The organism is Streptomyces sp. H27-H1 (genome assembly GCF_026627445.1).
Taxonomy (GTDB): Bacteria; Actinomycetota; Actinomycetes; order Streptomycetales; family Streptomycetaceae; genus Streptomyces.
Genome location: NZ_JAPNLJ010000009.1, coordinates 130,501 through 156,944, shown reverse-complemented (window position 1 = coordinate 156,944; position 26,444 = coordinate 130,501). Strand labels below are relative to the sequence as shown.

At 66.7% G+C, this 26,444-nt stretch carries 25 protein-coding genes and 2 pseudogenes; 14 read left to right on the top strand and 13 right to left on the bottom strand.

Annotation, left to right across the window (positions count from 1 at the left end; all coding sequences use genetic code 11):
* Nucleotides 1–4: 4 nt before the first annotated feature.
* From OTB20_RS12750 to OTB20_RS12730, 5 genes are all read right to left on the bottom strand, one after another.
* Complete coding sequence (locus OTB20_RS12750) at nt 5–604, bottom strand: hypothetical protein (protein WP_267817252.1); 600 nt, start codon at nt 602–604, stop codon at nt 5–7.
* The gene (locus tag OTB20_RS12745; RefSeq protein ID WP_267817250.1) at nt 601–2,271 is read right to left on the bottom strand and encodes a DEAD/DEAH box helicase family protein; all 1,671 of its coding nucleotides are present in this window, start codon (nt 2,269–2,271) and stop codon (nt 601–603) included. The genes OTB20_RS12750 and OTB20_RS12745 overlap by 4 nt, the downstream gene beginning before the upstream one ends.
* Complete coding sequence (locus tag OTB20_RS12740) at nt 2,268–4,634, bottom strand: ATP-binding protein (protein WP_267817248.1); 2,367 nt, start codon at nt 4,632–4,634, stop codon at nt 2,268–2,270. The genes OTB20_RS12745 and OTB20_RS12740 overlap by 4 nt, the downstream gene beginning before the upstream one ends.
* A gap of 276 nt (nt 4,635–4,910) precedes the next feature.
* Entirely contained in the window at nt 4,911–5,417 is a 507-nt protein-coding gene (locus tag OTB20_RS12735) for a very short patch repair endonuclease (RefSeq protein WP_267817348.1), read from the bottom strand.
* A gap of 269 nt (nt 5,418–5,686) precedes the next feature.
* Nucleotides 5,687–7,006 carry a DNA cytosine methyltransferase gene (locus tag OTB20_RS12730; RefSeq protein WP_267817246.1) on the bottom strand — a complete coding sequence of 440 codons (1,320 nt, stop codon included), beginning with the start codon at nt 7,004–7,006 and terminating at the stop codon, nt 5,687–5,689.
* 546 nt (nt 7,007–7,552) lie between these two features.
* Between OTB20_RS12730 and OTB20_RS12725 the strand changes: the two genes are divergently transcribed.
* Entirely contained in the window at nt 7,553–8,236 is a 684-nt protein-coding gene (locus OTB20_RS12725) for an Eco29kI family restriction endonuclease (RefSeq protein ID WP_267817244.1), read from the top strand.
* A 226-nt stretch (nt 8,237–8,462) separates the two neighbouring features.
* Here the strand turns inward: OTB20_RS12725 and OTB20_RS12720 are convergent, their stop codons facing one another.
* Both OTB20_RS12720 and OTB20_RS12715 read right to left on the bottom strand, forming a co-directional pair.
* On the bottom strand, nt 8,463–8,945 hold the full coding sequence (locus tag OTB20_RS12720) for an NUDIX domain-containing protein (RefSeq protein ID WP_267817243.1): 483 nt from the start codon (nt 8,943–8,945) through the stop codon (nt 8,463–8,465).
* A 10-nt stretch (nt 8,946–8,955) separates the two neighbouring features.
* On the bottom strand, nt 8,956–10,179 hold the full coding sequence (locus tag OTB20_RS12715) for a helix-turn-helix transcriptional regulator (RefSeq protein WP_324290362.1): 1,224 nt from the start codon (nt 10,177–10,179) through the stop codon (nt 8,956–8,958).
* A gap of 206 nt (nt 10,180–10,385) precedes the next feature.
* Here OTB20_RS12715 and OTB20_RS12710 point away from each other — a divergent pair, with 206 nt between their 5' ends.
* The 7 genes from OTB20_RS12710 (at nt 10,386) to OTB20_RS12680 (ending at nt 16,563) form a co-directional block, all read left to right on the top strand.
* Nucleotides 10,386–11,633, top strand: a complete 1,248-nt coding sequence (locus OTB20_RS12710) for a methionine adenosyltransferase (protein WP_267817240.1) — start codon at nt 10,386–10,388, stop codon at nt 11,631–11,633.
* Nucleotides 11,633–12,556: an aminoglycoside phosphotransferase family protein gene (locus OTB20_RS12705; RefSeq protein WP_267817238.1), complete on the top strand. Its 924-nt coding sequence runs from the start codon at nt 11,633–11,635 to the stop codon at nt 12,554–12,556. The genes OTB20_RS12710 and OTB20_RS12705 overlap by 1 nt, the downstream gene beginning before the upstream one ends.
* 198 nt (nt 12,557–12,754) lie before the next feature.
* Nucleotides 12,755–13,108, top strand: coding sequence for a hypothetical protein (locus OTB20_RS12700; RefSeq protein ID WP_267817347.1), 354 nt, complete (start codon nt 12,755–12,757; stop codon nt 13,106–13,108).
* Between the two features lie 153 nt (nt 13,109–13,261).
* Nucleotides 13,262–14,554, top strand: a complete 1,293-nt coding sequence (gene serS, locus OTB20_RS12695) for a serine--tRNA ligase (protein ID WP_267817236.1) — start codon at nt 13,262–13,264, stop codon at nt 14,552–14,554.
* 1 nt (nt 14,555) lies between these two features.
* The gene (locus OTB20_RS12690; protein WP_267817234.1) at nt 14,556–14,960 is read left to right on the top strand and encodes a hypothetical protein; all 405 of its coding nucleotides are present in this window, start codon (nt 14,556–14,558) and stop codon (nt 14,958–14,960) included.
* The gene (locus tag OTB20_RS12685; protein WP_267817232.1) at nt 14,957–15,574 is read left to right on the top strand and encodes a glycosyltransferase; all 618 of its coding nucleotides are present in this window, start codon (nt 14,957–14,959) and stop codon (nt 15,572–15,574) included. Before OTB20_RS12690 ends, OTB20_RS12685 begins: the two co-directional genes overlap by 4 nt.
* A complete protein-coding gene (locus OTB20_RS12680) occupies nt 15,568–16,563 on the top strand; it encodes a hypothetical protein (RefSeq protein WP_267817230.1) in 996 nt (331 codons plus the stop codon). Before OTB20_RS12685 ends, OTB20_RS12680 begins: the two co-directional genes overlap by 7 nt.
* Nucleotides 16,564–16,816: 253 nt before the next feature.
* Here OTB20_RS12680 and OTB20_RS12675 read toward each other — a convergent pair whose 3' ends face one another.
* Together OTB20_RS12675 and OTB20_RS12670 are read right to left on the bottom strand one after the other, a co-directional pair.
* A complete protein-coding gene (locus OTB20_RS12675) occupies nt 16,817–17,452 on the bottom strand; it encodes a hypothetical protein (RefSeq protein WP_267817229.1) in 636 nt (211 codons plus the stop codon).
* Between the two features lie 3 nt (nt 17,453–17,455).
* Nucleotides 17,456–17,857, bottom strand: a complete 402-nt coding sequence (locus tag OTB20_RS12670; RefSeq protein ID WP_267817227.1) for a ParB N-terminal domain-containing protein — start codon at nt 17,855–17,857, stop codon at nt 17,456–17,458.
* 13 nt (nt 17,858–17,870) lie between these two features.
* On the opposite strand from OTB20_RS12670, the pseudogene OTB20_RS12665 reads away from it, so the two are divergent.
* The 6 genes and pseudogenes from OTB20_RS12665 to OTB20_RS12640 form a co-directional block, all read left to right on the top strand.
* Nucleotides 17,871–18,605 (top strand): annotated as a pseudogene (locus OTB20_RS12665) (site-specific integrase); the annotation flags it as partial.
* Between the two features lie 735 nt (nt 18,606–19,340).
* A complete protein-coding gene (locus OTB20_RS12660) occupies nt 19,341–19,919 on the top strand; it encodes a DUF6907 domain-containing protein (RefSeq protein WP_267751951.1) in 579 nt (192 codons plus the stop codon).
* The gene (locus OTB20_RS12655; protein WP_267751950.1) at nt 19,916–20,122 is read left to right on the top strand and encodes a hypothetical protein; all 207 of its coding nucleotides are present in this window, start codon (nt 19,916–19,918) and stop codon (nt 20,120–20,122) included. Before OTB20_RS12660 ends, OTB20_RS12655 begins: the two co-directional genes overlap by 4 nt.
* Nucleotides 20,119–20,541 (top strand): hypothetical protein, encoded by a 423-nt coding sequence (locus tag OTB20_RS12650; protein WP_267751949.1) that lies wholly within the window; start codon nt 20,119–20,121, stop codon nt 20,539–20,541. Before OTB20_RS12655 ends, OTB20_RS12650 begins: the two co-directional genes overlap by 4 nt.
* Before the next feature lie 316 nt (nt 20,542–20,857).
* Nucleotides 20,858–21,697, top strand: a complete 840-nt coding sequence (locus OTB20_RS12645) for a hypothetical protein (protein WP_267751948.1) — start codon at nt 20,858–20,860, stop codon at nt 21,695–21,697.
* 279 nt (nt 21,698–21,976) lie between these two features.
* Nucleotides 21,977–22,357 (top strand): hypothetical protein, encoded by a 381-nt coding sequence (locus OTB20_RS12640; protein WP_267751947.1) that lies wholly within the window; start codon nt 21,977–21,979, stop codon nt 22,355–22,357.
* A 3-nt stretch (nt 22,358–22,360) separates the two neighbouring features.
* On the opposite strand, the gene OTB20_RS12635 is transcribed toward OTB20_RS12640, so the two are convergent.
* From OTB20_RS12635 to OTB20_RS12620, 4 genes and pseudogenes are all read right to left on the bottom strand, one after another.
* Nucleotides 22,361–22,711, bottom strand: coding sequence for a hypothetical protein (locus OTB20_RS12635; RefSeq protein WP_267751946.1), 351 nt, complete (start codon nt 22,709–22,711; stop codon nt 22,361–22,363).
* Nucleotides 22,712–22,791: 80 nt separating this feature from the next.
* A complete protein-coding gene (locus OTB20_RS12630) occupies nt 22,792–23,232 on the bottom strand; it encodes a DUF6087 family protein (protein ID WP_267751945.1) in 441 nt (146 codons plus the stop codon).
* Nucleotides 23,192–23,451, bottom strand: a pseudogene (locus OTB20_RS12625) (IS1380 family transposase); the annotation flags it as partial. The gene OTB20_RS12630 and the pseudogene OTB20_RS12625, both read right to left, overlap by 41 nt.
* Before the next feature lie 179 nt (nt 23,452–23,630).
* A complete protein-coding gene (locus tag OTB20_RS12620; RefSeq protein ID WP_267751944.1) occupies nt 23,631–26,435 on the bottom strand; it encodes an RNaseH domain-containing protein in 2,805 nt (934 codons plus the stop codon).
* Between the last annotated feature and the right edge of the window lie 9 nt (nt 26,436–26,444).

Genomic DNA, 26,444 nt, shown 5'->3' with positions numbered 1-26,444 from the left:
CCTCTCAGCCGTCGCTGACATGTGCGACAAGGAGCCCGAGCCGTTCCGCGATCCGTTGATGGGACACTTTCTGCGTCTTGCTCACCGGTCGCACGAAGGAATCCACCACACAGACGGCCCACGGGAGCGGGTCCCCGCCCGCCTGCGCCAGGATCGCCGCCCAGGCCAGATGCTTGAAGTCCTTCACCGGTCCCCAGACGAAGCGCCTCTCCTCGTCCTCGTCATCCTCCCTGCGGATGGTCACCTTCAAGGGCTTGATGTCGAGCGTGGCAAGGTCCACCACCCATCCGGGTCCGAGTGCCTTGACCACCAGGGCGTCGACGGGCGTAGCGGGCTTGGTCACGAGCGGCGCGTACTTGCCTACACCATAGGTCGCACGTGCGTACTCCTTCATCGGACCGTCCTTGATCCAAGGCCGAACGTTCTCCGGTTTGGCGATGAACCCGAGGAGTTTTCCCCCGATGGCCGGCTCGGCCGTCCACAGTTGGTACTGCTTGGTGCGCTCGGCATCAGGGAGGTAGGTCCAGTTGAGTTCGGCCGCACGCTGGTAGAGAAGCCTCACGACCTGCTCCTCAAGATCTCGGGGCAGAGAGTACGTAGTCATCCGATTCCTCTCGTTGAAGGGAACTGGAGGCGCACCTCGTCGGCTGCTGTCTCCAAGTCAGCGGCGTCACGGATCCAGTGGTCCATGAGGGAGCCGACGGTCTTGTCGCTGAACTCGACGCGCGACGCGTGCGGCATCCGCACCTTGAGGTGCTCGCTCTCCTCTGCCTCCAGGGCGCGCTTGAGATCGAGCGTGGCCGCGACCCGGCGGATATCCGTCACGAAGTCCAGGACCCGCAGCGCTTTCTTTCCTTCGCTCAAGCGAAGTCCACGCCCGAGCTGCTGGACGAAAATCCGCCGGCTGTGGGTGACACGCAGGAAGCCGATCAGGTTCACATCCGGGACGTCGACGCCCTCGTTGAATACGTCGACGCAGGTGATGACGGGCACTCTCCCGAGCCGGAACTCGTTGAGGAGTATCTGGCGCCGCTGCCTGGGCAAACCGCTATGGAGGAACGAGGCGTTTGCCCAGGCACTGTCGGAAGTCGCCAGCAGCTTCGCCATGTGTTCGGCGTGCTCCATGGTCTGGCAGAAGACGATCGCGCGCGGGTTCGGAGTACCACGCCAGGCCTCCCGGAAGTGCTCGACGATCTCCTCGTCCCGCTGCGGCAGAAACAGGGAACGGTTGAGGTCTCTGATCGAATACCCGTGGAGGCTGGCGTCCTTGACGACGTCCCAGTCGACATTGTCGACGTACAGGCGGTAGTCCACTGCGGAAAGGAATCCAGCCGCCATACCCTCAGCGATGCCCATCTTGAAGCTGGGATTGCCGAAGCGCGCGGTGATGTCGAACTTGTCCCCGCGCCAAGGTGTGGCCGTGACGCCGAGCTGCTTCGCATCGCCGCACAGGTCTAGCAATTCCGCAAACCTGCCGGTCTCAGCAACGTGGTGGGTCTCATCGATCAGGATGAGACCGGGCCGGTATCCCGTGCGCACGGCTCCGAGCACGGATTCGACGGTGCCGACGACCACACCGTCCAGCGCGGGAGGCCTCGACTCCCCAGTCAGCAGCCTGGTAGGGACGGATTTGGCGATGTGCCGCCACATGGCCCGCTCAAGCTGCTCGACCAGGTCTTTCATATGGGCGACGACCAGGACACTTGCGTCCGGACGCCGTGCTAGGTAATGGCGGATGACCTCGCCACCCACCACCGTCTTACCCAGGCCCGTGGCCAGCACCAGCAGGGACGTGCCGTTCGCGTCGAGGTCCCGAATGATCGCTTCGACGGCGGCGTCCTGGTACGGACGCAGCTCGTACTGACCCGCGACATCGGTCGGCATCCGGTCGCCGATCTCCGCGAGGGTGGCACCATGCCACACCGTGATGGGGATACCGACGCCGGCGAGGGCCCGACGCCGTTCCTCGGCTGTCCGGTTGGCGTCTGTGTTCGTGGCCAGGACCGCCCTGTCCGCGCGGTACCGAGTGCGGGCACGCTCCAGGTCGTCCACACCGGCGCGGTCAACCTTGCCTTGAGCCTTCCATTTGCACTGGAAGACCCACTGCTCGCGGTCACGTACGGCAAGCAGGTCAGCTCCCCCATCTCCGGCTCCGTCAACGACGCGGACGTCATTGAACCCGAGGTGCCACAAGGCCCGCTCGAGAGCGTGAGGAAGCCCCGCAGGCCCACCGGCGAGGAGCTCAGCGGCGGTCAGGAAGGCGGCGTTCACTCCTCGTCCGCGAGCTTGTCCGGGAGCAGCCGGATGCTGAGCCGCGTACGCAGGAGTTGCGCGGGCAGGCTGGCCCCCTCGTAACTGGCCTGTGTGGCGATGTCCGAGAGGTAGCCGACCGTACGAGCCAGGCTGAGACGCTGCGCGGAGGCCGAGGTGACACCCTGGTAGACGCCCTGGAAAACCACGTCGTCCATGAACGCCTCCGGCCAGGACTCCAAGAGGCGGACGAGGAACAGCGCGGGCACGTGGAGGAGGAAGTCACCGCGAGTGCCAAGATCGGCGGTCCGAATGACGTTGCCGTTCGCAATCATCGCGTGCTCGGTCGCGGTCAGTTCGTCCGGCGACAGGTACTGGAACGCTCGCTGTGGCTCTCCGGTCCGGTCTAGCGCGGCGACCATGCGGATTCGGACCTCGGAAAGCAGCTCCCGCGCTTCAACGCTGATCGTCTGCGGATCGAGCGCGGTGCCGGGCAGCGACTCCGCGCGCAGCGAGGCGACGAGCTGAGAGTGACTCCAGTCGCTGTCGGAGCGCACCTTGAGAAGGGTGGCGACCTCGACCAGGAGCAGGTCCGCTGGTTCCGCGCCGAAACGGCGGAAGACCTCGTGGTCCAGGTCCAGGAAGGCCACACAGGCATTGCCACGGCGCTGGTCGATCAGCACGGGAGTGGGGTTGCGCTGCTCATCCAGTAGCGGGCCGACGGCTAGTCGACGCGCCTCGACCTCGACGAACCCGATGCGCGGGTGTCCGATCGAACGGCACAGCTCGGGGTACACCGTGGATCCGGCGGTGTGGCGCTCAACGCGCTCCTGCCAGGTCTCCCGCCTCGGCGCCTGAGACTCGGGCACCGCCGTCTGGGCCGTGTCGGCCTCCGCCACACCGGCATGTTCCCCGGCAGGACCGGCAGGGGAGTCCGCCGAGGGCTCGCTACCGGAGGCGCCGAACCCGAGCGCCTCCATGACGGCGGCCTCGTCGGGCCGGCCGGGGGTACTCACCGACGCCCGATCCGATTTGCCGCGGCTCTTCGCCTCCTCGTGGTCCAGGACGGCCCGCCACCAACGCTCGTCGGTGACGTAGTCCGGGTTGCCCTTCTGGAACTCCAGCCCCCAGCGCCGGGTGTCGTCGTGGATGGGCTTCCTGCCGTCGCCGGGAATCAGATACCTCTCGCCGGCGTCATTGCGGCGGTACCCCTTGAACAACAGGGCGAGAGGGCTGACGTTCTCCGCATAGCCCAGCTTTTCGGCGCGCTGCGGCAGCAGCGGTGCGGTACCGCGAAGGATCTCCACAGCCGCGCGCCAGCTGCGGTCGCCGTACTCGAAGGCATCCTTCTGATAAGTGACCGGCACGTGGTCGAGGTGAATCTCGCCGATGATCCGGCCGCCCTGGTGGGCGAGTTCCACTGGATACTCAGGCTCTTCGTTACCGATGCCACCATCCAGGTTGCGCCACGTGAATAGCTGCTTATCCCACCTGAGGATCTTGCGGCCGTTACGCAAGAAATCGATCCCGTACTGGCGCTTGTCCAGGTAGCGCTGGATGCCCAGCCACCCGTGCACCCGGCGGGGACGGACCGACAGCCGGACGCTGCCGCAGTCCTCACAGACCTCCCGTCCCGGGAGCTGCCACTGGCCGCATTCCGAGCAGGCCAGACCGTCCTCCAGCTTCTGGTCGATTTCGATGTACGCCGGGATGCGCTCCTTGTTGTTGTATAGAACAGACCGGTCGTCCCCCCACCGGCAGTGACGCACCGGCTTGACCTTCAGTCCGCCGATCCACAACTCGAAGGGCTGGTTCTCCAACAGCCAGGAGTAGACACCTCCGAGCGTGTTGCGGAGCGCGGGCCCGTTTTTGCGCAACCACTCCGCCCGGGGGCGGTGCAGACGGCTTACGACGATGCGTGTGCCGTGTTCATTCGGATCGCTCTTGGGCTCGGTGATGTCGTCGGCCTCGAAGTCGTCCCCGATCCGGTCGAGGTCGATCTCCACCCCGATCCACTCAGGATCTCCCTGGCGGGTCGTCAACACTCGGGTGCGTCGGCCGAGCCGCGCGGTCGAGACGTTGAATCCCATCCCGAACAGCCCGAGCTTGTCGTGCATGTCGTTGCCGGACCAGCCAGCACGGACGGCCCTCTCGAGCCGCTCGTAGCTCATCCCCCTGCCCGTGTCCGAGATCACGAGCTCCCCGTCGGTGGAACTGGGCAACTGCACACTGACTCGGAAGCCGCCCACCCATGGGATCTCGGATCGGTGGATCTCCGCGAAGTCGTCGAAGGCGTTGTCGACCAGTTCGCCGACGCACTGCCACTCGTCGAACTCGATTTCACCCAGCATGCGAAGCACGCGCGCGGAAGGAGTGATCTTCATCGGGTGGTCGTTCCCCCTCGGTCCCCGTCGTTCACGCGGGCACGGCGAAGCTAACCCTGTCGCGGGCAGCGGCTCGCGGCCTGACCCCACTCAGAGTCACGCGCGACTTACAGGCTAGAGGTCCCCACCGACGACCGAACCCGATCGCGTGATCTCGCGCAGAGACGTGATCTCCCGCAGTTCTCGATCATGGTATCCATCAGCGACATCGCGGAGCCTACCGTGTCGCATGGTGAGATATCGGGCAGTGGTCCGGCTCCAGAAGGTCCGCGGGTTTCATCGACCCCGGGACCAGATGATCTCTGCGATTCGACCGGCCGCCTCGTCCGGGTCCTCGTGCTCCCAGATCCGGATGACAGTCCAACCAGCCTCTTGGAGCGCTTGGTTGGTCGTCGTGTCGCGTGAGCGGTTCTCCTCCATCTTCCGGCGCCAAAAGTCGCTGTGCTGTTTGGTCGCCGGCCGATGGTGCTCGGGGCATCCGTGCCAGAAGCACCCGTCCACGAATACCGCGACGCGGGCTTTGGTAAAGACAACGTCGGCGGTCCGTCGCAGTCCAGGAAGCGGCCTCGCGGAAACGCGATAGCGCAGACCTCGTCGGTGCAATGCCTTCCGGACGAGGAGCTCCGGAACGGTGTCCCGGCTTCTGTTGGCGCTCATTACCGCACGCGCCTCGCGCGATGAGGCCCATGACCCAGCAGGAACGGGCTCGTCAGTGAGAAGCTCAAGAGCCCATGCGGCGGACCATGCCTGCTTCAGATTCTCTGATCGGGTGGAGCCGTCCACTTCTCCGACGTAGCGCTCGCGGGTGCGGCCTCCCTCAGACCAGCGTAGGTACGCGCGGATCCGCCGCGTGCGTTGGTAGAGCCGCAACGCGATCGAGGCACGTGCGAACCGGCCCTCGCCGACATCAACAGCCCGCCTGTGTTGGCCTCCAGCCGCGCGGTCCTGCTCCGCGACGCGAGCGGCGGCGTTTATATCAGACTTGGACTTCCACGCCCGATCGGGAGGCGTACGGTCCTTCCAACGCCCCGGTTGATCAGTTGCGGTTTCAGTCACTTCCGCTTCCTCTTTCGCGCGTCTTCCAGCGCGGCGGCCACTGCCTTGGCGAAGACCTCGCCGAGCTTGACGGGCACAGCGTTCCCGAGCTGGCGCATCTTCTCTCCGCGCGGGCCTTCAAGGATCCACTTGTCCGGGAAAGTCATGACGCGGGCGGTCTCGCGCACGGTCATGTATCGGTAGCCCTTGCCTTCATCGAAGGTCTCTTCGTCGAGTTCCATGACCGACTCGCCTCCCGGAACACCGTGCACGCCGGCTTTGACGGTCTTAGCGGGCCTATCCAACAGGTTCGGCGTGTGGCCGTCGTATTTGCGCGCTCCTGGCCAGCCGACGTGATCACGAACGCCTTCGACCACACGGTCAGCCGGGTTCTTCGGCTTCAGGTGGTCCTCCAGCACCGGAGGAAGAGGGTCCTCAACTGGCCCTCCATCTTCCCAGTCGATGCCCAGGATCGCATCGCGCAGAGTGCGCCACGGCTTCTTCCCGTCCGGAACGGGCAGCGTCGACGGGAGTTTGGCCACGACCCGCTCCTTGGCCGCGTCGACCACGTAGTCATGGCGCTTCCAGTATTCCCCACCCTCCTGCATCGAGTGGAGAAGCGCCTCTTCCGAATATTCCTCTACCGGCTGGAAATCGTCCCACCTGACATCAAGGTCAGCACGGAAGGCAACAATAATCACTCGGTGACGGATCTGTGGGACACCATAATTCGCCGCGTTAACCTCAATCGGATATACCTGGTACCGCTGGGAGGAGTCTGCCGATCCTTCCTTAAGAATCCCCTCGAGGATCTCGTTGTGCTTCTCCCAGCTCACCCCCTTGCCTCGTTCCTCGAAAGGAAGACGCATTTCGTTCAGGATGTATTTGAAGTACGGCTCGAAGGACGGGCGCAACAAACCGCGCACGTTTTCACAGATGACCGCCTTCGGTTTCATTTCCCGAATCGCGCGGAACATCTCCGGGAACATGTTCCGTTCGTCTTCCGTGCCCTTGGCGACTCCGCCGAGACTGAACGGCTGACAGGGCGGTCCACCCGCGAGGACGTCGACCTTCCCCTTCAAGTAGGCGAAGCTGGCGATGTCGCGCACGTCGCCCTCAACAAGGGGCCACTTCCCGCCCGTCGAGACGGACGTGTCGTCCGCGTCTCGCTTCTCGGCGAGGTTCGCCAGAAGGGTCTCGCAGGCCCGCTTGTGGAACTCGTTCACGAGCAGCGGCCGGAAGCCCGCGTTGTGAACAGCCATCGCAAGCCCCCCGCCGCCCGCGAATAGCTCGACAGACGTTCCCACTGCGGGGCTCTCTTCTCCCTGATCAGACATGAGCAAAGTGTACCGCGGAGTTGGTGATCTTCCAGGCTTTCGCAAGGATTGATCTGTTCGGGAGCGCGGAGCGTCGATAGGGTTTCGGTGATCACGGTGACGAAAGGAGCCTCCAGAGTCGCCCCGTACCCGCCCGGCGGCGCGAGGCGCACGCGCGGACGCGGAGTTTTCGAGCACAGCATCACCAAGGCGCTCGGCAACCAGCTGGCAGCCGCCCCCGAGGAGCTCGTCCCGACGCACGTGCCAGCAGGCCTACCGGTCGTCGCTGGCGGGTGGAGACGCGTTCCCCGTGGAGCCGCGGCGAATTCGGGAGGAGCGGCCTGGCGGCCAGCGCGACGTGACCGATTTCAACGAATGTCACTTCGACCCGTGACGAACCGATCGACCTATACCCCAAGGGCGCACGCCAACTCTCCGCGCCTTCCCGTCCGAGCCCTCCAAGGGCGTCATTCTCCCGGAGGAATCATGACAGTGCCAAGCCTGGCTCCGGCCTCAGACAGCGAGCAGCCGACAGCGCCCACGCGTCCGCACAAGAAACGACGCAACATGAAGAAGTGGGCCGAGGCCGCAGAGCGCTTCGAGCCCTTCAATCCGCTCGACCTGGACAACTTGGGTCGCAGCGTGGAGGGAGAGCTTCTCGAGCGCCCCGCCGAGCCCCTGGGACAGGTACCGCACACCTTCGGCGCCGGCGTGTACGCGATCTACTTCACAGGTGCGCACGAGCTCTACACTCCGATCAGTTCCGAAGACTGCAAGGTCCCCATCTATGTGGGCCAGGCACGCCCTCAAGGAACCCGTAAGGGATCGGAGGATCCGACCAAGGAGACAACCACTCTGTGGGATCGAATCGAGGAGCACAAAGATTCCATCACCGCAGTCCATGACCTGGACATCTCCGACTTCCGCGTCCGCTACTTGGTCGCGATCGAGGCGTTCGTTAGCCTCACCGAGCGTGTGATGATCAGGAAATATCGGCCGGTCTGGAACCGTGTCGTGGACGGCTTTGGAAATCACGACCCTGGCGCCGACCGGCGTAAATCGGGCAAGCGGCCGGCGTGGGATGAACTCCACCCGGGCCGGTGGTGGTCCCATCCCTTGAACATGCCTACGGACAGCCTGACTCCGGCAGATGTCTCCCGTGATCGAATACGAGCGCTCTTCGCCGGTGAACTCTCCGAGGCGGAAATTGAGTCCATCGAGAGCGGCGCGGCGGATGAAGCGACAGCGTAGTGCCGCAGCACACCCCACCGTTCGTCGCCCCGGGCCGATGGGGAGCTGGGATCGGCCTTTACTTGCCGCCAGTCGTCGACACCTGTTGCCGTTAGCAGGCAGGTAAAAGGACCTGACTACGGCGTCCAGCTCGTCCGCATCCCCGCCCATTCTCCGCGCAGGCCGCGCCAAGCCTCTCGACCCGCCTGCGGATCGCCGCACGGGCCTACGGCGATCCGGTGACTGTTCAAGTCCCTGTCTCCGGCGACTCCCCGTGCTCCAGGTAGGCGGTCAAGCCATTCGCGTGGGCCTGGACGCCTTCGGCGATTCGGCGCGCGAGGCGGGGGATGGTGAGGTCCGGCACCTGGTCGGCTGGGTGGAAGTCGTAGGCACGGAGCTCATCCGCTTGCAGCACGATCTGCTGGCGGTCGTCGGCGCTCAGGCGGCCGCCATCGAAGAGGTAGAGGACCTTGTCCCCCTCTCCGGGGTTCGGTGCCCAGTCGACGACGAGGAGGCGGCCGATGAGCGGTGCGATGCCGAGTTCCTCCTGGATCTCGCGCACACAGGCTTCTCGGGGCGACTCCCCCTCCTCGACGTAGCCCCCGGGGATGTCGCGGTAGTCCTTGTAAGACGGCTCGACGAGGAGGACTCGATCGGCTTCGTCGAAGAAGAGAGCGCCGGCTGCCATACGGGGGCGGGCCATCTTCGCTTCGTTCTCGTTCTCACTCACGGTTCGGACTCTAGCTGCCCGCGACGATGCCCAATCTGCGGGCCAGGGCTGCCACGGGATAGGCGGGCCGCCCCCTGATGCCGCGTATCCAGCCGATGACCAGTTCGCGGCTCAGGTAGTGGTGGCGTACCTGCTCGGGAGCGGCCTGTTCCGCTTCCAGCAGGACGGCCAGGGCTTCCTCGGTACGGTTCCAGGAGCTCAGCGCCCTGGCGACTTCGAGGCTGTGCCGTACGCGCCGCTCCACGGGCAGGGCGGTCGTGTCGATTCGTGAGCCCAGGTCTTCGGCGATCTGGATGTCGCCGAGTTCGCCGGCGGTGGCCACGCAGTGGATGGCGACGTTGGTCGGGCCGAAGGCCGTCCACATGTGATTGGCGTCGGCGCCGAGTCGTTGTGCGGTCTCGTTCGCCTCGCGGAGGAAGGTCTGCGTGGTCGTCCGGTCTTCTGCCCTTGCGGCGGCCATCGCGCCCGTGAGGAACAGCGTGCCGTACACCGAGAGGTACTCGTCGTTGGCGTTGCCCAGCTCCGGCTGCATGACGGCTGCTGCGTCGTTCACCAGCTGGACCGCAGCTGTGAAGCGTCCGGTGGCAAGGAGACAGTGGGTGACCGCTCGGAAGAGCGATCCCGTGACTTCGCTGCGGCCACTGTGCTGCGCTGCTGCCAGACCGCGGTCTGCGGCGATCCATGCCAGCTCGGACTCTCCGACCTTGCCCAGCACCATGGCGGCGCCGTGGTAGGCGAGAGCGAGCAGGGCGTGAGCTTCCTCCGCCTCGTGCCCCGAGTAGGCGCGGGACGCGGCGAGGGCATCGGCCAAGACGAGGGGGAGACGCCGGGTGGCGAAGCCGTACCGAGACGCCTGGTAGGCATCGAGCACGTCGCCCACGTTGCCTCGAAGGTCCCGCAGGGCGGGTGGTTCCTCGTCGGCCGCTGAACCCAGTAAAGGGGTGAGCTGCTTGTAGTCCATGAGCGTTTCACGCAGCGCGGGAACCGTCCGGTGCCCGCTGTCGGCCGACCACTCCATGAGCGTCGGCTCCGCGAGTAGGTCTCCGAGGGAGATGTCGAGGGCGTCGGCGAGTGAGGTGATCACCGAGAGGCGATCAAGCTCGATCCGGTTGTTTTCCGCCTTGCTCAGCCAGTCCGTGGTACGGCCGACAAGGCCGGCCAAGACCTCTTGGGAGAGGCCGCGCCGCCGCCGATACCAGGCAACGCGCTCCCCGATGGTCAGGTTCTCTGTCATCCCTCGCATGTCCTGATCATCACCTCGTGGCCGAAGTGGACCCCGGAAGGATTTTCCGGGGTGTCGCGGGGCGCCCTGGCTACTGTCGCAACAGACCGAGAACGCCGCTGGGAAATGCGAGCAACTCAATCTGCATCCACCGGCTTTGGCTAATGACGCTCATCCGTCCCACCCGTCTTCTTCAGGCAGAGAGATCGGAGTTTGTCATGCGCAAAACCATCACGACTGAGGGCGGTTGCCTGTCCATCGAGACGGGCACCACCAAGCCCGACGCGACGACCATCGTGGAGCGGAAGGGACTCGGCCACCCCGACACCCTGGCTGACCACCTCGCCGAGCGGCTGTCCCGCGCCTACAGCCAGCACACCGTGCAGCGCTTCGGCGCCGTGCTGCACCACAACTTCGACAAGCTCGCCCTCCTCGGCGGGGCCAGCGAGGTCCGGTACGGCGCCGGTGGGATGACGGCCCCGGTCCGTGTCTTGGTCAACGGGCGGGCCGCGCCGATGTGCGGAGGCGGGACGATCCCCGTCGAGGAGATCATCGAAGCCGAGGTCAGGGCATTCTTCGCCGAGCGGCTCCCGGAAGTGTCGGACCACCTCGACATCACCTTCAACATCACCAGCAACTCCAGTCCCGGCGCGGTCCTCACGGGCGACGCGGTGCCGGACCGCACCCGTTGGTTCAACCCACGCTCCATCGACGACCTGCGAGAGCGTCGGGTGCGGCTCTCGAACGACACCTCCCTCGGCACCGGCTGGGCCCCGGAGAACGCCTTCGAGTCGTTCGTCCGCGAGCTGGTGAACCACTTCTCCAGCGAGAGCGACTTCACCCTCTCCCACGCCTGGTGCGGATCCGACGTCAAGCTCATGGGCTACTGGGACGGGGACCAGGCCGACGTCGTCCTGTGCGTCCCGCAGAAGTCGCGACACGTCGGCAGCCGCGCCGAGTACGTCCGCAATGCCGAGAGCGTCCTCGCCGAGTGCCACCGCATGGCCGGCCTCCGCCTCCCCGGTGCAGAGGCCCGCTTCCGGCTCAACGCCCGCGACGTCCCGGAGAAGGACGAGCTGTACCTGACGTACACCGGCAGCTCGATCGAGTCCGGCGACGAAGGAGTCGTCGGCCGCGGCAACCGGGTCAACGGACTGATCACGCCGCTGCGGCCGATGAACCTGGAGGGCGCCAACGGCAAGAACCCCGTCTACCACGTCGGCAAGCTCTACAACATCGCCGCCCAGCGCCTGGCCGAGCGGCTGCACGAGGCCACCGATGGGCACGCGGAGGTGCACCTGCTCAGCACCACCGGCCAGCGTCTCGACCAGCCGTGGCGGATCCTGGTCCGGCTGTCCTCCCCGGACGTCGAGACCGACAAGGTGCAGGCCCTCGTGGCCGAGGCGCTGGAGGGCTTCCCGGCCCTCACGGACGAGCTGGTCTCCGACGGGATTGTGCTGAGCTGATGGCGACGCAGACCCTCGGAGATCTGCCGTCGGGGTGTCGGGAGCGGCTGCTCGCGCACTACGGCCCGTTGGTCCAGGAGTGGCTGGAGGTCGCCCCGGGCCTCCTCGCCGAGGCGGCGAAGCGGTGGGGCCTCTCGCTGAGGGGCTACCACGATGCCGGACACGCCTCGGCGGTCGCGCTCGCCGTGGCGCCCGACGGGAGCCAGCTGGTCCTGAAGGCGTGGGTCGACCCCGTCCGCTACCGCCACGAGATCACCGCGTTACGGGTATGGGCCGGCGGCCCGACCGCGAACGTAGCCGAAGCGGCGGATGACCTCTCGGTGGCGGCCCTGGAGCTGGTCGGCGGACGGCCCGGGGGCGCCGATCGTCCCGCACGAGCGACGCAGTCGGTGGCTGGCGCGATCCACAGGCTCCATGCCCTTGGCCGCCGAAGGCCTGGATCGGGCGTGCCCTTACTGACCGACTTCATGCGCGAGGTCGTTCTGCCTCGCATCCACCAGCGAGCGCAGGCGCTCGACCTCGGCACCCATGAAGGACTCGTTCAGGAGGCCTGCCACGGGCTCGCCGGCCTGAGCCAGGCCCCAGCCCGGACGACAGTCCTGCACGCTGACCTGTACGCGGAGAACGTGATCTTCGACGCGGGGCGGCAACCGCGCCTGATCGATCCACACCCTGTGAAAGGTGACGCAGTCTTCGACTGGGCCTTCTGGAGCGTCTATTACGACCTCGAACAGGGGCTGGCCGATCGGCTGGCCACCGCCGCTCGGATCTCCCGTATCCCCGTACCAGAGATCCTGCCGTGGTGCAGGGCCCTCGCTGTCGATGGCCTCCTCTACTACAGGGAGATCCATGACCCCGCGGAACCGAAGATCGCCGCGGTCCTGTCCGATCTGCTGGCTACTGGAGCAGGGGGTGACCGATGACGACGTACGTCCTCCGTCACGGCCAGACGAACTACAGCAAGCGCTACCTCGTCAACGGCGACCCGGCCAAGCACATCCATCTCAACGAGGAAGGCCGGCACTCCCTACGCCGCGCCTGGACCACGCTCCCCCTTGCACTCGGTGGCCACCTGGCTGACCAGCGAATTCCCGCGGGCTCGCCAGACGACCTCGCTGCTGATGGGCGTACCGTCCGCCGGGCTCGTGGTCGACGCCCGGCTGAACGAACTGGACTACGGGCAATTCGAGAGCAGTCCCTTCCTCGAATACGCCGTCTGGCTCGACACACACGGCTCCGCGAGCGCCCACCCGGCGCTTCCGAGTCCCAACGCGAGGGCATCCGCCGGATGCTCGCCGGAGCGCTCGGGGCTCTGGAGCGGCCCGGGCCCCGGGTCCTCGTCGGCCACGGCCTGCTGGTCTCGGTCCTCCTCTGGTACCGCGACCGCGCCGCGGGAGAAGCAATGCCGCTGTTCTTCCCCGAGGCCCCGTACGTCGAACCGGTCGCCATTCCCGATGACGAGCTGCCCATTCTGATCACCACGCTCCTGGACGATCTTGATTCGGGTGCGTGTAGGGAGATCACCGGCGCCAGTGACGCGGCGATATTGCGGATCAGCGACGGGTCGACGGTTGCTAACGTCGATGGGGTATCCCCATCCCACTCGCTGGATAAAAAGGATCTCCCTCATGCATGACGCCCGCGCCCTGATTGAAATGGGTGCCGAAGCAGTTCGTCGGCTCGCTCGTCGCGGTTACTCCCTGGACCTGTCCCGCCTGGAAGACCTCCAGTCCCGGCGCAACCAGAGCATCCGCTCAGCCGACGAGATGCGGGCGGAAGCCAAGCGGGTGGCGAGCGAGGTCCAGCAGACAGCCAAGCAGGGCGGGGACATCTCCAAGCTGAAGGAGCGCGCCCGCGAGCTGAAGGACCAGATCCGGGAAATCGAGACCGAGCAGGAGCAGGTCCAGGAGGAGCTGACCGAGCTCCTCCTGACCATCCCGAACCTGCCCGACGACGCGGCCCCGGACGGCGACTCGGAGGAGTTCGCGGTCGAGGTCCGTCGGGTCGGTACCCCGCCGGCCTTCGCCTTCGAGCCGAAGGACCACGTCGACCTCGGCGAGGGCACCGGCATCCTCGACTTCGCCCGGGCCACGAAGCTGTCCGGCCCCCGCTTCGCGGTCTCCCGCGGCGCCGGCGCCGCGCTGGAGCGCGCCCTGGCGACGCTCTTCCTCGACATCCAAACCCGTCGCCACGGGTACGTCGAGCACGCGGTCCCGTACCTGGTCAGCCGCAAGACGATGACCGGCACCGGACAGCTGCCGAAGTTCGAGGAGGACCTGTTCAAGACCGGCGTAGCCGACCGTGAGCTGTTCCTCATCCCGACGGCCGAAGTACCGCTGACCAACCTCTACGCCGACGAGATCATCCCGCCGGCCGACCTGCCGCTGGCCCTGACCGCCCACACGCCGTGCTTCCGGTCCGAGGCCGGCTCGTACGGTCGCGACACCCGCGGCCTGATCCGCCAGCACCAGTTCGCCAAGGTCGAGATCGTCCAGATGGTCGACCCGGCGGACGCGGACGCCACGCTGGAGACGATGGTCGGTCACGCCGAGGCGTGCCTGAAGGAGCTCGGCCTCGCGTACCGCGTCGTCAAGCTTGCCGCAGGCGACACGGGCTTCTCGGCCCAGCTCACGTACGACATCGAGGTCTGGATCCCGAGCCAGAACACGTACCGCGAGATCTCCTCGATCTCGAACTTCGGCACCTTCCAGGCCCGCCGCGCGAACATCCGCACCCGAGGCGAGGACGGCAAGCCCAAGCTCGTCGCCACCCTCAACGGCTCTGGCCTGCCAATCGGCCGCACCCTGGCCGCGCTCCTCGAACAGTGCCAGCAGCAGGACGGCTCCCTCGTCCTTCCCGAATCCCTTTTCCCGTACCTCGGCTTCCGCCGTATCTCGGCGGACGGAACACCGGAGGCATAACGTGCTCGTCGGCGTCTGCGACTTCCCTGGTAGCTACGCCTTTCCACCCGCCGGGTACGGCGGGATCGAACGATGGCTGTGGGCGGTCGCCGTAGGCGCTCGGGCCGCAGGCGCCGACGTACACCTCCTCGGGCAGGGCTGGCTCACGGACCTGGAACACGACTGGGTCCGCAAGCCGGTCCGACTGGAGGACATCACCACCGGATCGCTCGCCGAGCGCGAGCTCCGCGACACCGGGTACGACCTCCTGGTCGTGGGGCACGAGTACCCCTCGCTGCCCGCCTGGACCCGCACCTGGAACGCGCTGGACTGCGACGTCGCCACGTTTTCCAGCACTCGCCGGTCTTCCAGCCCGCGGCCTTCGACGGCAAGCGGTCCCGCCTCTACTGCTACTCGCCCGAGATGATCGAGCGGTATGCCGACCACCAACCGATCCCCGAGCTGGCCGTGCACCTCGGCCTCAACGAGGAGGAGCCCCCGGCCGTCACGGGACAGGACCTGGTCTGGCTCGGCCGCATCGACGCCGAGAAGGCGCCGCACCTGGCCGTACGCGCCGCCCAGATCCTGGGCCGGAAGATCCGCATCGTCGGCCCGGTCTTCGATCACGACTACGTACAGAGCCATGGCCGGCTCTTCGGCGCGGACCACGTCGAGTGGGTCGGCGAACTCGGTGGCCCCGCCAAGACCGCCGCCCTCCGCGACGCCTCGGTCTTCGTCTACACGTACGCCCGTACCTATGTGGAGGCAGGCGCCGCTGTCTTCGGCGAGTCCCTCCGCGCCGGTACTCCCATGGCCGCCCTCACCTGGCGCACCGGCACCTGCGCCGAGGCCGCGCTCTGCGACCAGACTGGCGCCATCGCCGTGGCCAACCCCGACGAGGACGACGAGGCCGCGGCTCGCCAGCTGGCCCATGCCATCGAGCAGGCTGAAGACCTCGACCACGGTCAGGTCCAAGAGATCGGCATGCGCCGCTTCGCCCCCGCGCGGCACTTCTCGGCGATGGCAGCCCGATCGTGCTGACTACGGCCAGCAGTACGGCCGGCGACGTCCTGGCGTTGCGAATACCCACCGTGCTCCGCACGGCGTTAGGCACCCACTGGGAGTTCACCGTCGACGGCCCCCGCATCGAGATCCAACACCCCCACCGAGGCACCCCCTACCGCCCGCCGCGCCGGCCGCCTTCGTGGAAGGGACTCCTCCACAGCCTGCAGACCGCTTTCGCCGACACCGGCGCTCCACGCGACGACTGCCTCCCGCTCCGCTGGGGACGCGACACAGAGCTCACCATCTCAGCAGTCCAGGCCCTCGACCCGCTCCTCAAGGACGGCAGACCCCAGACGTACCGCCAGGGCTTCCTTCCCCAGCCCGTCGTCCGCTTCACCGGGGAACGCGACGCCTCGGGCGATCTGTGCGACGGCTTCCTGACCTCCTTCGTCAACGTCTCCCGCGTCCAGCCCATAGAACGACTCGACGAGTACGGCAACATCCTCGACGGCTGGCTCTCCGTCCTCTCCCAACTCGGTTTCCACGCCCGCCACATGAGCGCCCGCGGGACTCTCACCCCGTGGCGCCGGCGCGAGGTCGCAGGCATCACGCTGCACTTCCGCCACCTCGGCCTCGACCTTGGCGACATCGTCCTCCTGTGGAACGCCGACGACCCGACCTGCATGGCCGTCGACCTCGGAACCGGCCTGGAACGTCTCGCCTGGGCGCGTACGCAGCAACACTGGCCGGCCCTGGTCTATGGGCGCTTCGCTGAAATGGCACCTCCAGCGACGCTGGACGCCGTTCGCACCGCCACGCTCCTCCTTGGCCACGGGATCAATCCCGCGCCCCGCGGGGCTGGGGGCGTCACACGACGGGTCATAGGCACGATCGACCCTGATGTTGCACATCTCGGCGTCAGCGCCATCGTCCGCGAGGCGTTCAACTACTGGTCTCACTGCGGCGTCCTGCGTGTCCCGTGGCCGACAATCGCGGGTCTCATCGAGGAAGAGCTGCGCCGGTAGGCACCGGCGCCGATATCCGTGCCAGAAGCGCAAACACGACAACACGGCCGGCGGCCGGGATGACATCCCAGCCGCGGTGCCCGTGGCGGTTCGCCGTCAGGGGCCGGGCAACAACGGCGGGAGTGGTTTCGCTCCGCAGGAGTGTCCCGCAACGGAACGCACGCTAGCGCGGCGGTCACGGATTGGCTGCCCGTTACATGTGCCTCTGGGGCCAAACCCGTTCCTTGGCGTTGGCCCCAGAGGTGTTCACGGCTCAGGCCTGGGCGGTCAGACCCTGGATAAGGGTGTGGGCTTCTGGGGTGAGGCCTTCAAGAATTTCTCGCGTGTAGGGGGTGTCCGGGCGCGCTGAGACGTTCTGGATGGCGGTCCAGTTCGCGCTGATCTGTTCAATGGCCTGCTGAGTGCGATGGATGCTCTCCTGCCGCTGGGTGTGGTGCTGTTCGGCGAGCTGGTGTGCTTGCTGCCAAGTGATCTCTCCCTGCTCGGCGAGGTAAGTGTGGGCAGGTGTGGTGTCGCCGTCGGCCTGCCGGACGGCGTCGATTTCCTTCACGCGCTGGCGAAGGCGATCTTCTTCGAGCCGCCGGCCGAGCTTGGTGGTTGCCTCGTCGAGAGTGAGGAGCTCTTCGGCGACCTGTGCGGCGAGGTCGGGTGCATGCCTTAGCAGGTTGTCGTACTGGGCGGTGACGGCTGCGGCTTGGGCTTTGCGACGGCAGACTTCGTCGTAGGCGGCGTCGAGCCGGAGTGCGCCGATGCGGACCTGTTCGGCGAGGCCGGGGCCGTGTTCGAGTACGACGTTGGCGCGGGAGAGCACGCTGAGGCTGATCGTGTGGAGCTTGGCCTGGGTGCGCGGGGAGCGTCCCGAGAGTGAACGCGCCATCACCGTGATCATGGCCTACTGACCCTTGCTGATTTGCCGACGGTACAGGTTGGCGCTGAGGATCAGGGCGTGGGGGCTGTCGCCTTCGTAGCGGGTGAAGCGGGGTTCGACGCCGGCGAGGGTGCAAGCGGCCAGGCGGTTGCGGCCGTCGAGGAGGACTCCGTTGCGGTCCAGGAGGATTTCCTTGATCTGGCCTTCGGTCCTGATGGACTCGGCGAGGTCGTGCAGCTCGTCCTCGGGGAACATGGGGAAGATGGCGGCGATGGGGTGGATCTTCAGGGTGGTCTCCTTGGGGTGGGATGTGGGGGTCAGCGCGTACGGCGCGACTGAGCGGGCAGCACGGCCGAAGCCGGTGTGGGCGCGGGGTGGCTTGCGGTCGGGTGCGGGTCCAGGTCGGCGAGCCGGTGCAGTCGCCATACGAGGACGTCAGGTGATGGTCTGGACGCCGGAACAGACTGGCGCCTTCCTCGACTTCGTCGCCGGCCACCGGCTGTACGCGATGTGGCACCTGATCGCCTTCCGCGGCCTGCGGCGTGGTGAGGCGTGCGGGCAGCCCTGGTCGGAGACCAACCTCGACCGGCACTCCCTCACCGTGACGGGGCAGCTCGTCCAGGATGGCTGGGAGGTCGAGGCGTCCGAGCCGAAGACGGACAGCGGGTTCCGGGTGGTCGCGCTCGATGACGACACCGTCGGCGTCCTGGAGCTGCACCGCAAACGGCAGGAAGCCGACCGCGCGGAGTGGGGGTCGGCCTGGGTGAACACGGGACTCGTCTTCACGCAGGAGGACGGCTCCTGGCTCCACCCGGGCAAGGTGACCGATCTCTTCGAGCGGCTCGTGGCGGCCTCAGGGCTCCCGCCGATCCGGCTGCATGATCTGCGACACGGGGCGGCAACGCTCATGCTGGCGGCCGACATCGACATCAAGATCGTGTCCGACACCCTCGGGCACAGTGACACCCGGATCACGCGCGACATCTACCAGAGCGTGCTCCCCCACGTCGGCAAGAGCGCCGCCGAGGCCACAGCCAAGCTGGTCCCTCCCCAACGCAAGGCGGAGCAGGAGGAGCAGGCCCGCAAGGCCGCCGAGAAGGCCGAGCAAGCAGCGAAGGCGAAGGCCAAGAGGAAGAAGAAGGTCAAGACCAAGAAGGCCGCGAAGAAGGGCTGACAGCCCCTCCGCTCACGCATCGCTCACGCACGGGGTCTCGGTTCTTGGCCGACCCACGCCCCGACAGCCCCCGGAAATAGCAAAACCCCCAGGTCACGGCGAGTGAGTCCTGGGGGTTCTACAGAGCCGCCTTCGGGATTCGAACCCGAGACCTACGCATTACGAGACCGTGAGCGATCATGTTGTGTGGTGCCTCGTCGTGCTGTGTGGTGACGTTTTCCCTGATCAGAGCATATGCAGCAGGTTGGCCCGTGCCACCCCGTGATGCACGGTCCAAAGGCGTCTGTCCACCGGCTGTCCACCGGCGCACCTCGACGCTCACCACTTAGACGACCTTCCGGCTCACTGTCACCACGGAAGGTCGTCCGGGTCACCCAGACTTCCGCGCTTGTCGGAACTCGACAATCACTCAATCCGATCGAAGAGGTTCAGCTCAGGATAAGTGCTGCGCTTGCGGCCTTGAGGTTGCGGGCGGCTCGGGCGAGAACCCAGTAGTTCCGCACCGGCACCGCCTGGCGGGACGTACCCGAGGAGTCACCCCGCCAGCCGAAACAGCGCATTGTACGCCCCAGTTACCGCGAAATAGCCCCATTCCGAGCCTGGACCCCTCGAACGGGACAGTGCTCTCGCCCCGGCTTCCACAGGGCGCGTATCACCAAAGCAAGGGTCCCGGCCGGTGGGTTCAACACCGGAGGTAAGGCCATAGCCCGACTCCCATAATGAAGGAGACAAAACATGAAAAACTTACCAACGGCTGCCAACAACGGCCGTCCCGAGGACCACACCACCCATCCTCTCGGGAGCACCGGCCTGGCCACGCGGCTCCAGCCCGTCCCCGCAGCCCCGTCCGACAGTGAGCCCGCCATGGGAGCGTCCGCTGTCCGACGCACATTCACCTTCACCAGCTCCATCACCGGTGAAAAGGTGACCGCGACCTGCATGCCCGGCTGCACGATCGACCACAAGGCGTACAACAACAGGCCCGAGCACCCGCACGACATCTACTGCAACATCCCCGGCACGGCCGGCGAGCTTCCCCTCTACGGCCCGCTGTGCGACACGGGCAGCCCTGAGGACTTCCGCTTCCTCAGCTGGCAAATCCAGTCCCACCCCTTCTCGGGACGGCCGTCGGAGCGGCTGCCCTTCGTATCCATCGAGGCCATCGACGACCACTACATCGAGTACCTCGACCCAGACACGTTGGAGATGGTCATCAGCCATCTACAGAAGCAGGTCGACTCCCTGCGCGAAGCCCAAACCCAGCTCGTCAACGTCCGCACCGCGTACCTCAATTCACCGGAGTTGGCGGCATGAAGAACACGGCCATCACCGAACGCGCCATCGCCGAGGTCGAGACGTTCCATACCAAGATGAGAGAACTCGGCTCCTGCTTCCCTGCCATGGAGAAGTCCGCCGACGAGCTGATCATCCACATCGTCGTCTGCGAGTCTCCAAAGGCCGCCGCCGAAACGGCGATGCGCAACCTCCTCAGCAAGCCAGTGGAGGTGACGGTATGACGACGTTGACCACGCGCGCCGGCTTCGACGCCTTCCGCGACCGCATGTGCCGCCACTTCGGACAGCTGTCCGACGGGCTAGGCAACCAGCATCTCCACATCGAACATGCCTCGCTCGGCCCGGATGAGTACTTCACTCACCGGCTCGACAGCGACGGCCACCACATCGTCTACGATCCGCGGCAGACCAGCGGGCTCATGGCGCGCCAGTTCCTTGGCATCTACGCCACCTTCACCGAGGACCCGATCCGCGAGGGCGTCCGCAACGCCTACTACGAGGAGAAGGCAGCGGGCGGGCGGGAGATCTGGAAGATCGTCCTCAGCGAGATCGACCGCACCCAGGACTCCAAGGGCGTGATGGACCAGATGCTGGACCTGCTGCGGCAGGCCCGCGCGAAAACCAAAGCTATGGCTGCGTGAGGACGACCGCGAAGACCTCGGTGGTCGGGGGTGTGCTGTTCGTGGACAGCCCCGGCTGCCCGGCCCGCACCTGACAGCAAACCTTATGGGTCCTTAAAGACTCGGCACCCGCGCGAACAACCACCCACACGGGTGAAACGGCGGGACATTTCCTGACAGTGCGGCCAGCTCCGTAGCGTGCCTGGCTGCAACTCACAGTCCACTCGGACGATGAATGGCAACACCGGACGCGGAACGGGGGGACGCCATGGGTGCTCCTTCAATTAGTAGTCGCCGTCTTCTCCTAGAAGACCGACCGCCGCCGAGCACCCCCACGGTGAAGCGGCTTCCCGGCAAAGCCAGGTCACGCCAGGAGGTGCTGCGGGAGTGCGAGGCGGAGGTCGCCGAAATGCGCGGGTACATCCCGAGGGTGCTCTGGAACTTCCTGATTCCGGATCTGAGCCGCGTGTTCCGGTGGCGCGTTCAGCTTGACTGCGGCTGCATCCCCGAGGTCCTTACTCGTGACGACGGCACCCCACCGCACGAGGCACAGCGGAAGGCTCTCCACTCACCACTGCCTCCGGGGCAGATGGTCTGTCATCACGACGGCTCCCCACCGCCGCCTTATCGCGTGATCGCTGAGTGGGGAGAACGGAGGGAGGTGATGTTTCCCGCCGACCCGGTCGAACCGCCGGACGACACGGACCCCAAGGTTTGGTCGGTGATCTGCCATGACGAGCCGCACACCTCCGCCTTCTGGGAAGTGACGCTGGCTTGCGGTCACGTGGAGGAGGCCATCGCCCCGAGTCTCGGTTGGGTGCCTGCTTCTGGACCTCGTCGTGCGCCTCCGGAACGAGTCCAGCAGATGTCTGCCGAGTTCGAGGACGCGTGGCGTGCGAACCCGGAGCTGCAGACCGAGCGGGATCGGGAGCACACCCGACGGATGCTCGCGGACGGCTGGCCGAGACCGGAGCCTGAGCGACTCTGCTACTCCTGCCCCCAAGTTCGGATGATCTCGGCCTACGAGCGCGTCGGATGGCTTGTCCCCCGGCAGCGACAGTCCGGGAGGGCGGCGAGCACCGCACCCACACCCTCGCGGTCCGCCTTGGAGCGGAGGCTGCGAAAGGCCGAAACCGAGGCCGAGCGTCTACGTGCTGAGTTGGAACAGATCGACTAGGGACCGCTTCGCCCTACTGGCAGTCCGCAGGGGACCTTCCCCGTTGGGTAAAGCCGTTATCCGCGATTCGAAAGATCCGCATCGCGGGTGATCTTCTTCCATGCCGAATCATGGGCCCCGTTCGTGTACGCCTACCGCACGGGCGGCGGGCTTGACCGGCCTGTACCACTACGACGACCTGTGGACCGAGGAACCCTGGACCGACGAGTACGACTTGGCGGTCTGGCCGGTACCCCGGCCCCCTGCGGGGGGCGGGGTACTTCTCGTATGCTCCGGCGCATGCGACGCACCCTCATACCGCTCGCCCTCGCCGCTCTCGCGCTGGCCGGCTGCACCACCGAGGAGGACAAGGCCGCGAGGTACTGGGACGGCTACCGGTTCGGCGAGCAGACGGCGACGGACTACGCGAAGCGCGTCCTTGACACCAACTTCACGTACTGCACGACCGGCGGGGAGGTGGCCGCCCGGCAGGACATGTGCACCCGCCCCGACGGCACCGACACCCGGTACCCCGCCTCCGTGGGACATCGGGAGTGCGCAGACGCGCTCCCTGGCGGCCTGGACGGCGACGAGCGCGACGCATGGAACAAGGGCTGCATCACCGGCATGGCTCTCGGTGTACCGGACGTCGTGACGTACGGGGCCGAACCTCAGAAGTGAGCCTCAGGACCGTTCTGTTAGCTGGCCGGGTCGGGCGCCGGACGGCTGCGGCAGGGCGTCTGCTGTCGGCTCTTCTTGGCAGACATTCCGGAGACGTTCGTCCATTTCGGCCGTCAGTTCAGTCAGCCGCGCGTACAACGCCTGTTCTTGCTTGGACAGGTTTCCGGACTTCATCCTCGCCAACAACTCTTCCGTGGCATCGGACAGGACACCCAGACAGGTCTGGGCCGCCTCGTTGAAGCCGCGATAGTACACACTGAAGTAATAGGCGCGTGCGCTCTCCTCTGCCCCCTCCTTGGCCCCCTCCCGTACCGCGTGGCCAAGCTCGCGCAACATCTGCTTGCCCCTCGACATGCTGCCCCTCCCCTTCCCCGTACTCGACACCGAGCTGCTGAAGGTATCGCCTGGCTGGCCCAGTTGGCGATCACGACCGCTTACGCCCTGCTGGCCACTGCCTGCCTCCGCAGCGGGGCCTTCGCCGAGCGACGCTGATGCGCCGTGACCACCGTCGGGCGCTCGGCCGCCTGCTGGACCCGCTCCTCCGCCGAGGTCGGCTTTCGGTGTCGGCCCCGGCCCTTGCCCATCGCGGGCCGGTCCCACTCGGCAGGCTTCGCCAGCTCGGGCGGCGGCGGGTACAGAAGGGCCTGGGCAGCGGCCAGGTTCTCGACAACGCCGACCACGTGCCACTCCGTGCCGGTCCACTCTTCGATCGATCTCGGGGCGCCAGGGTCGACGTGGGCCCCGCGGTGAGGACCGTCACCGAGCGGCACCGCGCGCCGCTTGCCCTTCGAGGCGGCCTGGCGTTCGGCTCGCCGGCGCGCCCACTCCTCCAGCGGGCCCGAGGAAGGCCGGCTCAGCGCGCAGCATGCCGACATCCGCGAGACAGTCCCCGGCCAGCGCGACCACCAGGCCACGTCCAGCTGGATCTTGCCCGGATCGTGCACCGCCCGAGCCTTCCGCCATGGCATCAGCGCCGCTGATATCGCGGTGTCCAAGCCGGCCTTGCGGAGTGTCTGGACCAGCAGCACGACCCGGCCTGCGAGACCGCCGCCCTCGATGCGGATACGCGGGTACGACCCAATACGCTTCTTCACCTGGAGACTGCTTCCTTCCGTGCAGCCAGCAGGACCCTAGACAAGTCCCATCGTTGCTGATCAAGAGCGCTCTCCGCTTATTTGATCAAGCATCGGACATCCCACCTCGTGAAAGCCCGAGGCTAGGGCGGGCTGGTAGACAAACAGCGGCGCCTCCACGGCCCCCTGTTCCCCGGCCGTTACTGCTCGGGTGCCTCGCCGTCAGAACCCGGCTCGGCGGCGGGCTTCTCCTCGGGAGGAGCAGTGCGCCGGTATTGCGGGTGGTCGATGTCCATCTGCCTGGCGGCGTGCAAGGGCACGGGGAAGCGGGCCCGGTCTGACCAGAAGAGGGTCTGGTGGCAAAGTTTTGCCGTGGCCACGGCAAGAGCTTCCGCCGAGACGCCCTCGGCGCAGGCCAGCGGGTAGATCTCGGTCGCGGTCATGGAGTACCAGTTCTGGGGCATCTCACCCTTGCGACGCTCCTCCTTCTTCTCCGAGTGGACGGACCGCTTGGCGTCCCATCGGGCGTACTTCGAGCCAAGCCGGCCAGCACCGTCGCCGTCATACGCCCGCGGCACGTTGCACAAGATCCAGACGGGTGCGCCGAAGTCCACATCCACTTGATACAGCATTCGAGTTGTTTCGCCATCTGTCGTGGCGCCAGCCTGTCCCTTCAGCACACGCGTGGTGCTGACAGGCGGCGGGACCTCCTCGTCCGCGATGTTGATGCGGATCACGGCGCGCGGCCTCTCGTCGCTGCTCAGGGAGCTGCCTGGGAGCCAGTAGCGGCTGAATCGCGGAGTCCGGGAGGCTCCCTGGTTCATGTTCTGCAGCCCCTCCCACATGCGGCGGCAGGCCAGCCCGTCCACGGTGACGATGTAGGGGACATCGTCCAGCTCCTCGGCGAGGTCTCCGAGGGCCAATTCGACCGCCTCGGCTGCGTCGTCCCAGCGCTGCCGGTGAGTCTTCTTGTCCCCGTTCTCCTGGGGGTAGGCCGTGGCGTGGAAGGCGGGCTGGGCGCTGCGGTAGGGCTGCCACTGGGGTCGGGTGGAGCTCCAACCGAGCATGCTCCATGCTCCGCCGACATGGGCTGGCGGGATGAGTGCTGATGCGGTGATCACGACCTTGGGGGGCCCGTTCTCCCCCTTCCGCCGGTTCTGCTGGCGTACATGGACACCGACTTGGGCGACTCGGTGAACGGGATAGTCGGAGGTTTCGGGTTCCAGCGCGTTGGCGATGCGGTCGTCGATGACCCCGAGCGAGCGGTAGAGGTCGAGGAGGGCCATTTCGGCCGGGTGGTCCTTCGCCTTCGGCATGACGATGCCCTTGTCGTTCTTGCCCAGGATGTACTGGGTGGGAACGCCGAGGCCTGCAAGGAACGATCGCGTCAGGAGCTTGCCGTCGCGGCTGTCGGCGTCCGTGCCGTTCTGCTCGTCCACGGCCTCGGGCTTCTCGGTCTCGCACCAGGCGCCGACGAGGATTCCGTCTCGGGAGGCCAGCGAAGCTCCGGTCTGTGCCAGGGCTTCTCGCCTGCCGTCCGGTCCACCGGGCTTGAGGAAGTCGGTGGCCAGGTGGAGCACCGCGGTGATCTGGTCGCCATGGAGGCTGAACTCCTGGCCGTCGTGCGGGTCGAGCCCCGTGGGGTCGATGCCGTAGGTCTTGCAGAGGGTGTCGAGCATCCGCAGCCGGGTCTCGTCGCGGTACCAAAGGCAGGCGATGCGCAGCTTCTTGAAGCCGGCGGCCTCGACGGCGGAGAAGACGGACTCCGGCGTGGGCACGGCGCTGCCTCGCGCCCGGAGCGGCTCCTTGCTCTCGCTCTTCTCTCGTTCCTCCTTGCGGCGTTCGAGCTCCTTCTTGGTGACGCGCTCGGGGTCGGTCGGCCGGTGGGGAAGCGTCATGGGCGCCTCCCGCATCGTCAAAGGCACGGCCGCGTCGCCGAACGCCTCGGCAACGTGGTCGTAGAGAAGACGCAGGTGCTGCATCCCGGTGCCGGTGCCGATGGGGAAGGAAAAGCTCTTGGGGAGGACTGGCCACACCTGGCCGGGGTGCTCGCGGGGGAACGCCGCCGGCTTCTTCTCCTCGCGGGCCGTCTTGAGGAGCTCCTGTTCCCTGCGGGATCGCTGGTCGATCGTCCGCAAGATCGAGTAGTCCATCTCCAGACGCCCCAGCGCCTCCAGCGCGAGCCGGTTCACGGTGCGGGCGGCGCCGCGGCCATTGAGCGACACTTCAAGGAGCGGGCGCCCAGAGCCGGGCTGCACAGCCAGGGCCGTCTTCGAGAAGATCAGCGAGGAGGAGATGCGGGTCACCCTCGATGACACCAGGAGCACGGGACTGGCGATGTTCGGAAGAGTCTTGAGCCGCAGCGCGGTGCGGGAGAGTGCGTACCGGCCGCCCTGCTCGTTCTGCCAGGGCTCTTCCAGGGCGACCAGACCGCCGGTGGTGTCGGGGCGCAGTGCGATCTTCCTGCTGTCGGAGATTGCCCAGGGCTTGGCGGCCATGCGGCGGGAGAGGTCCCAGGCGACGGTCCGGTAGACCCATCCGGGGGCGTTGGGCTGCGTGCCGTCGACCGGCTTGAGGTGGTCGGCCAGCGCGTATCGGTGTTCTGTTGACGCGGCGATTCGTTTGGCGAGCTCAGGAGCCATGGTGAGGTCGATGGTGTCGATCTTCTCGCCGAGCGCCAGCGCATGGGTGAGGGTGAACACCTGACAGAGCAGCTCGCTGTCGAGCGGTTCGCGCGAGGCGAGGAACGGCCCACGGAAGTCGGGATCGAAGTAGACGTAGCCGCCGCTTAGGGTGCTGAGCACGGTGGTAGCGATGGAGTACGGGGCCTGCGCCGCGTCGTCGCCGTAGCGGCGTGCGCATTGCCTGCTGAAGTCGCTCCACAGCTTCTCGGTCTCGCTGTCGAAGTGCCGAACGTACACCGAGGCGTCGCCGACGAGCTTCGGGGTGCAGCGGTAGCCGAGGGTGTTCAGGTACATCCCGGGCTCGCGGTCTGGCTGGGTCACGCGTCCTCT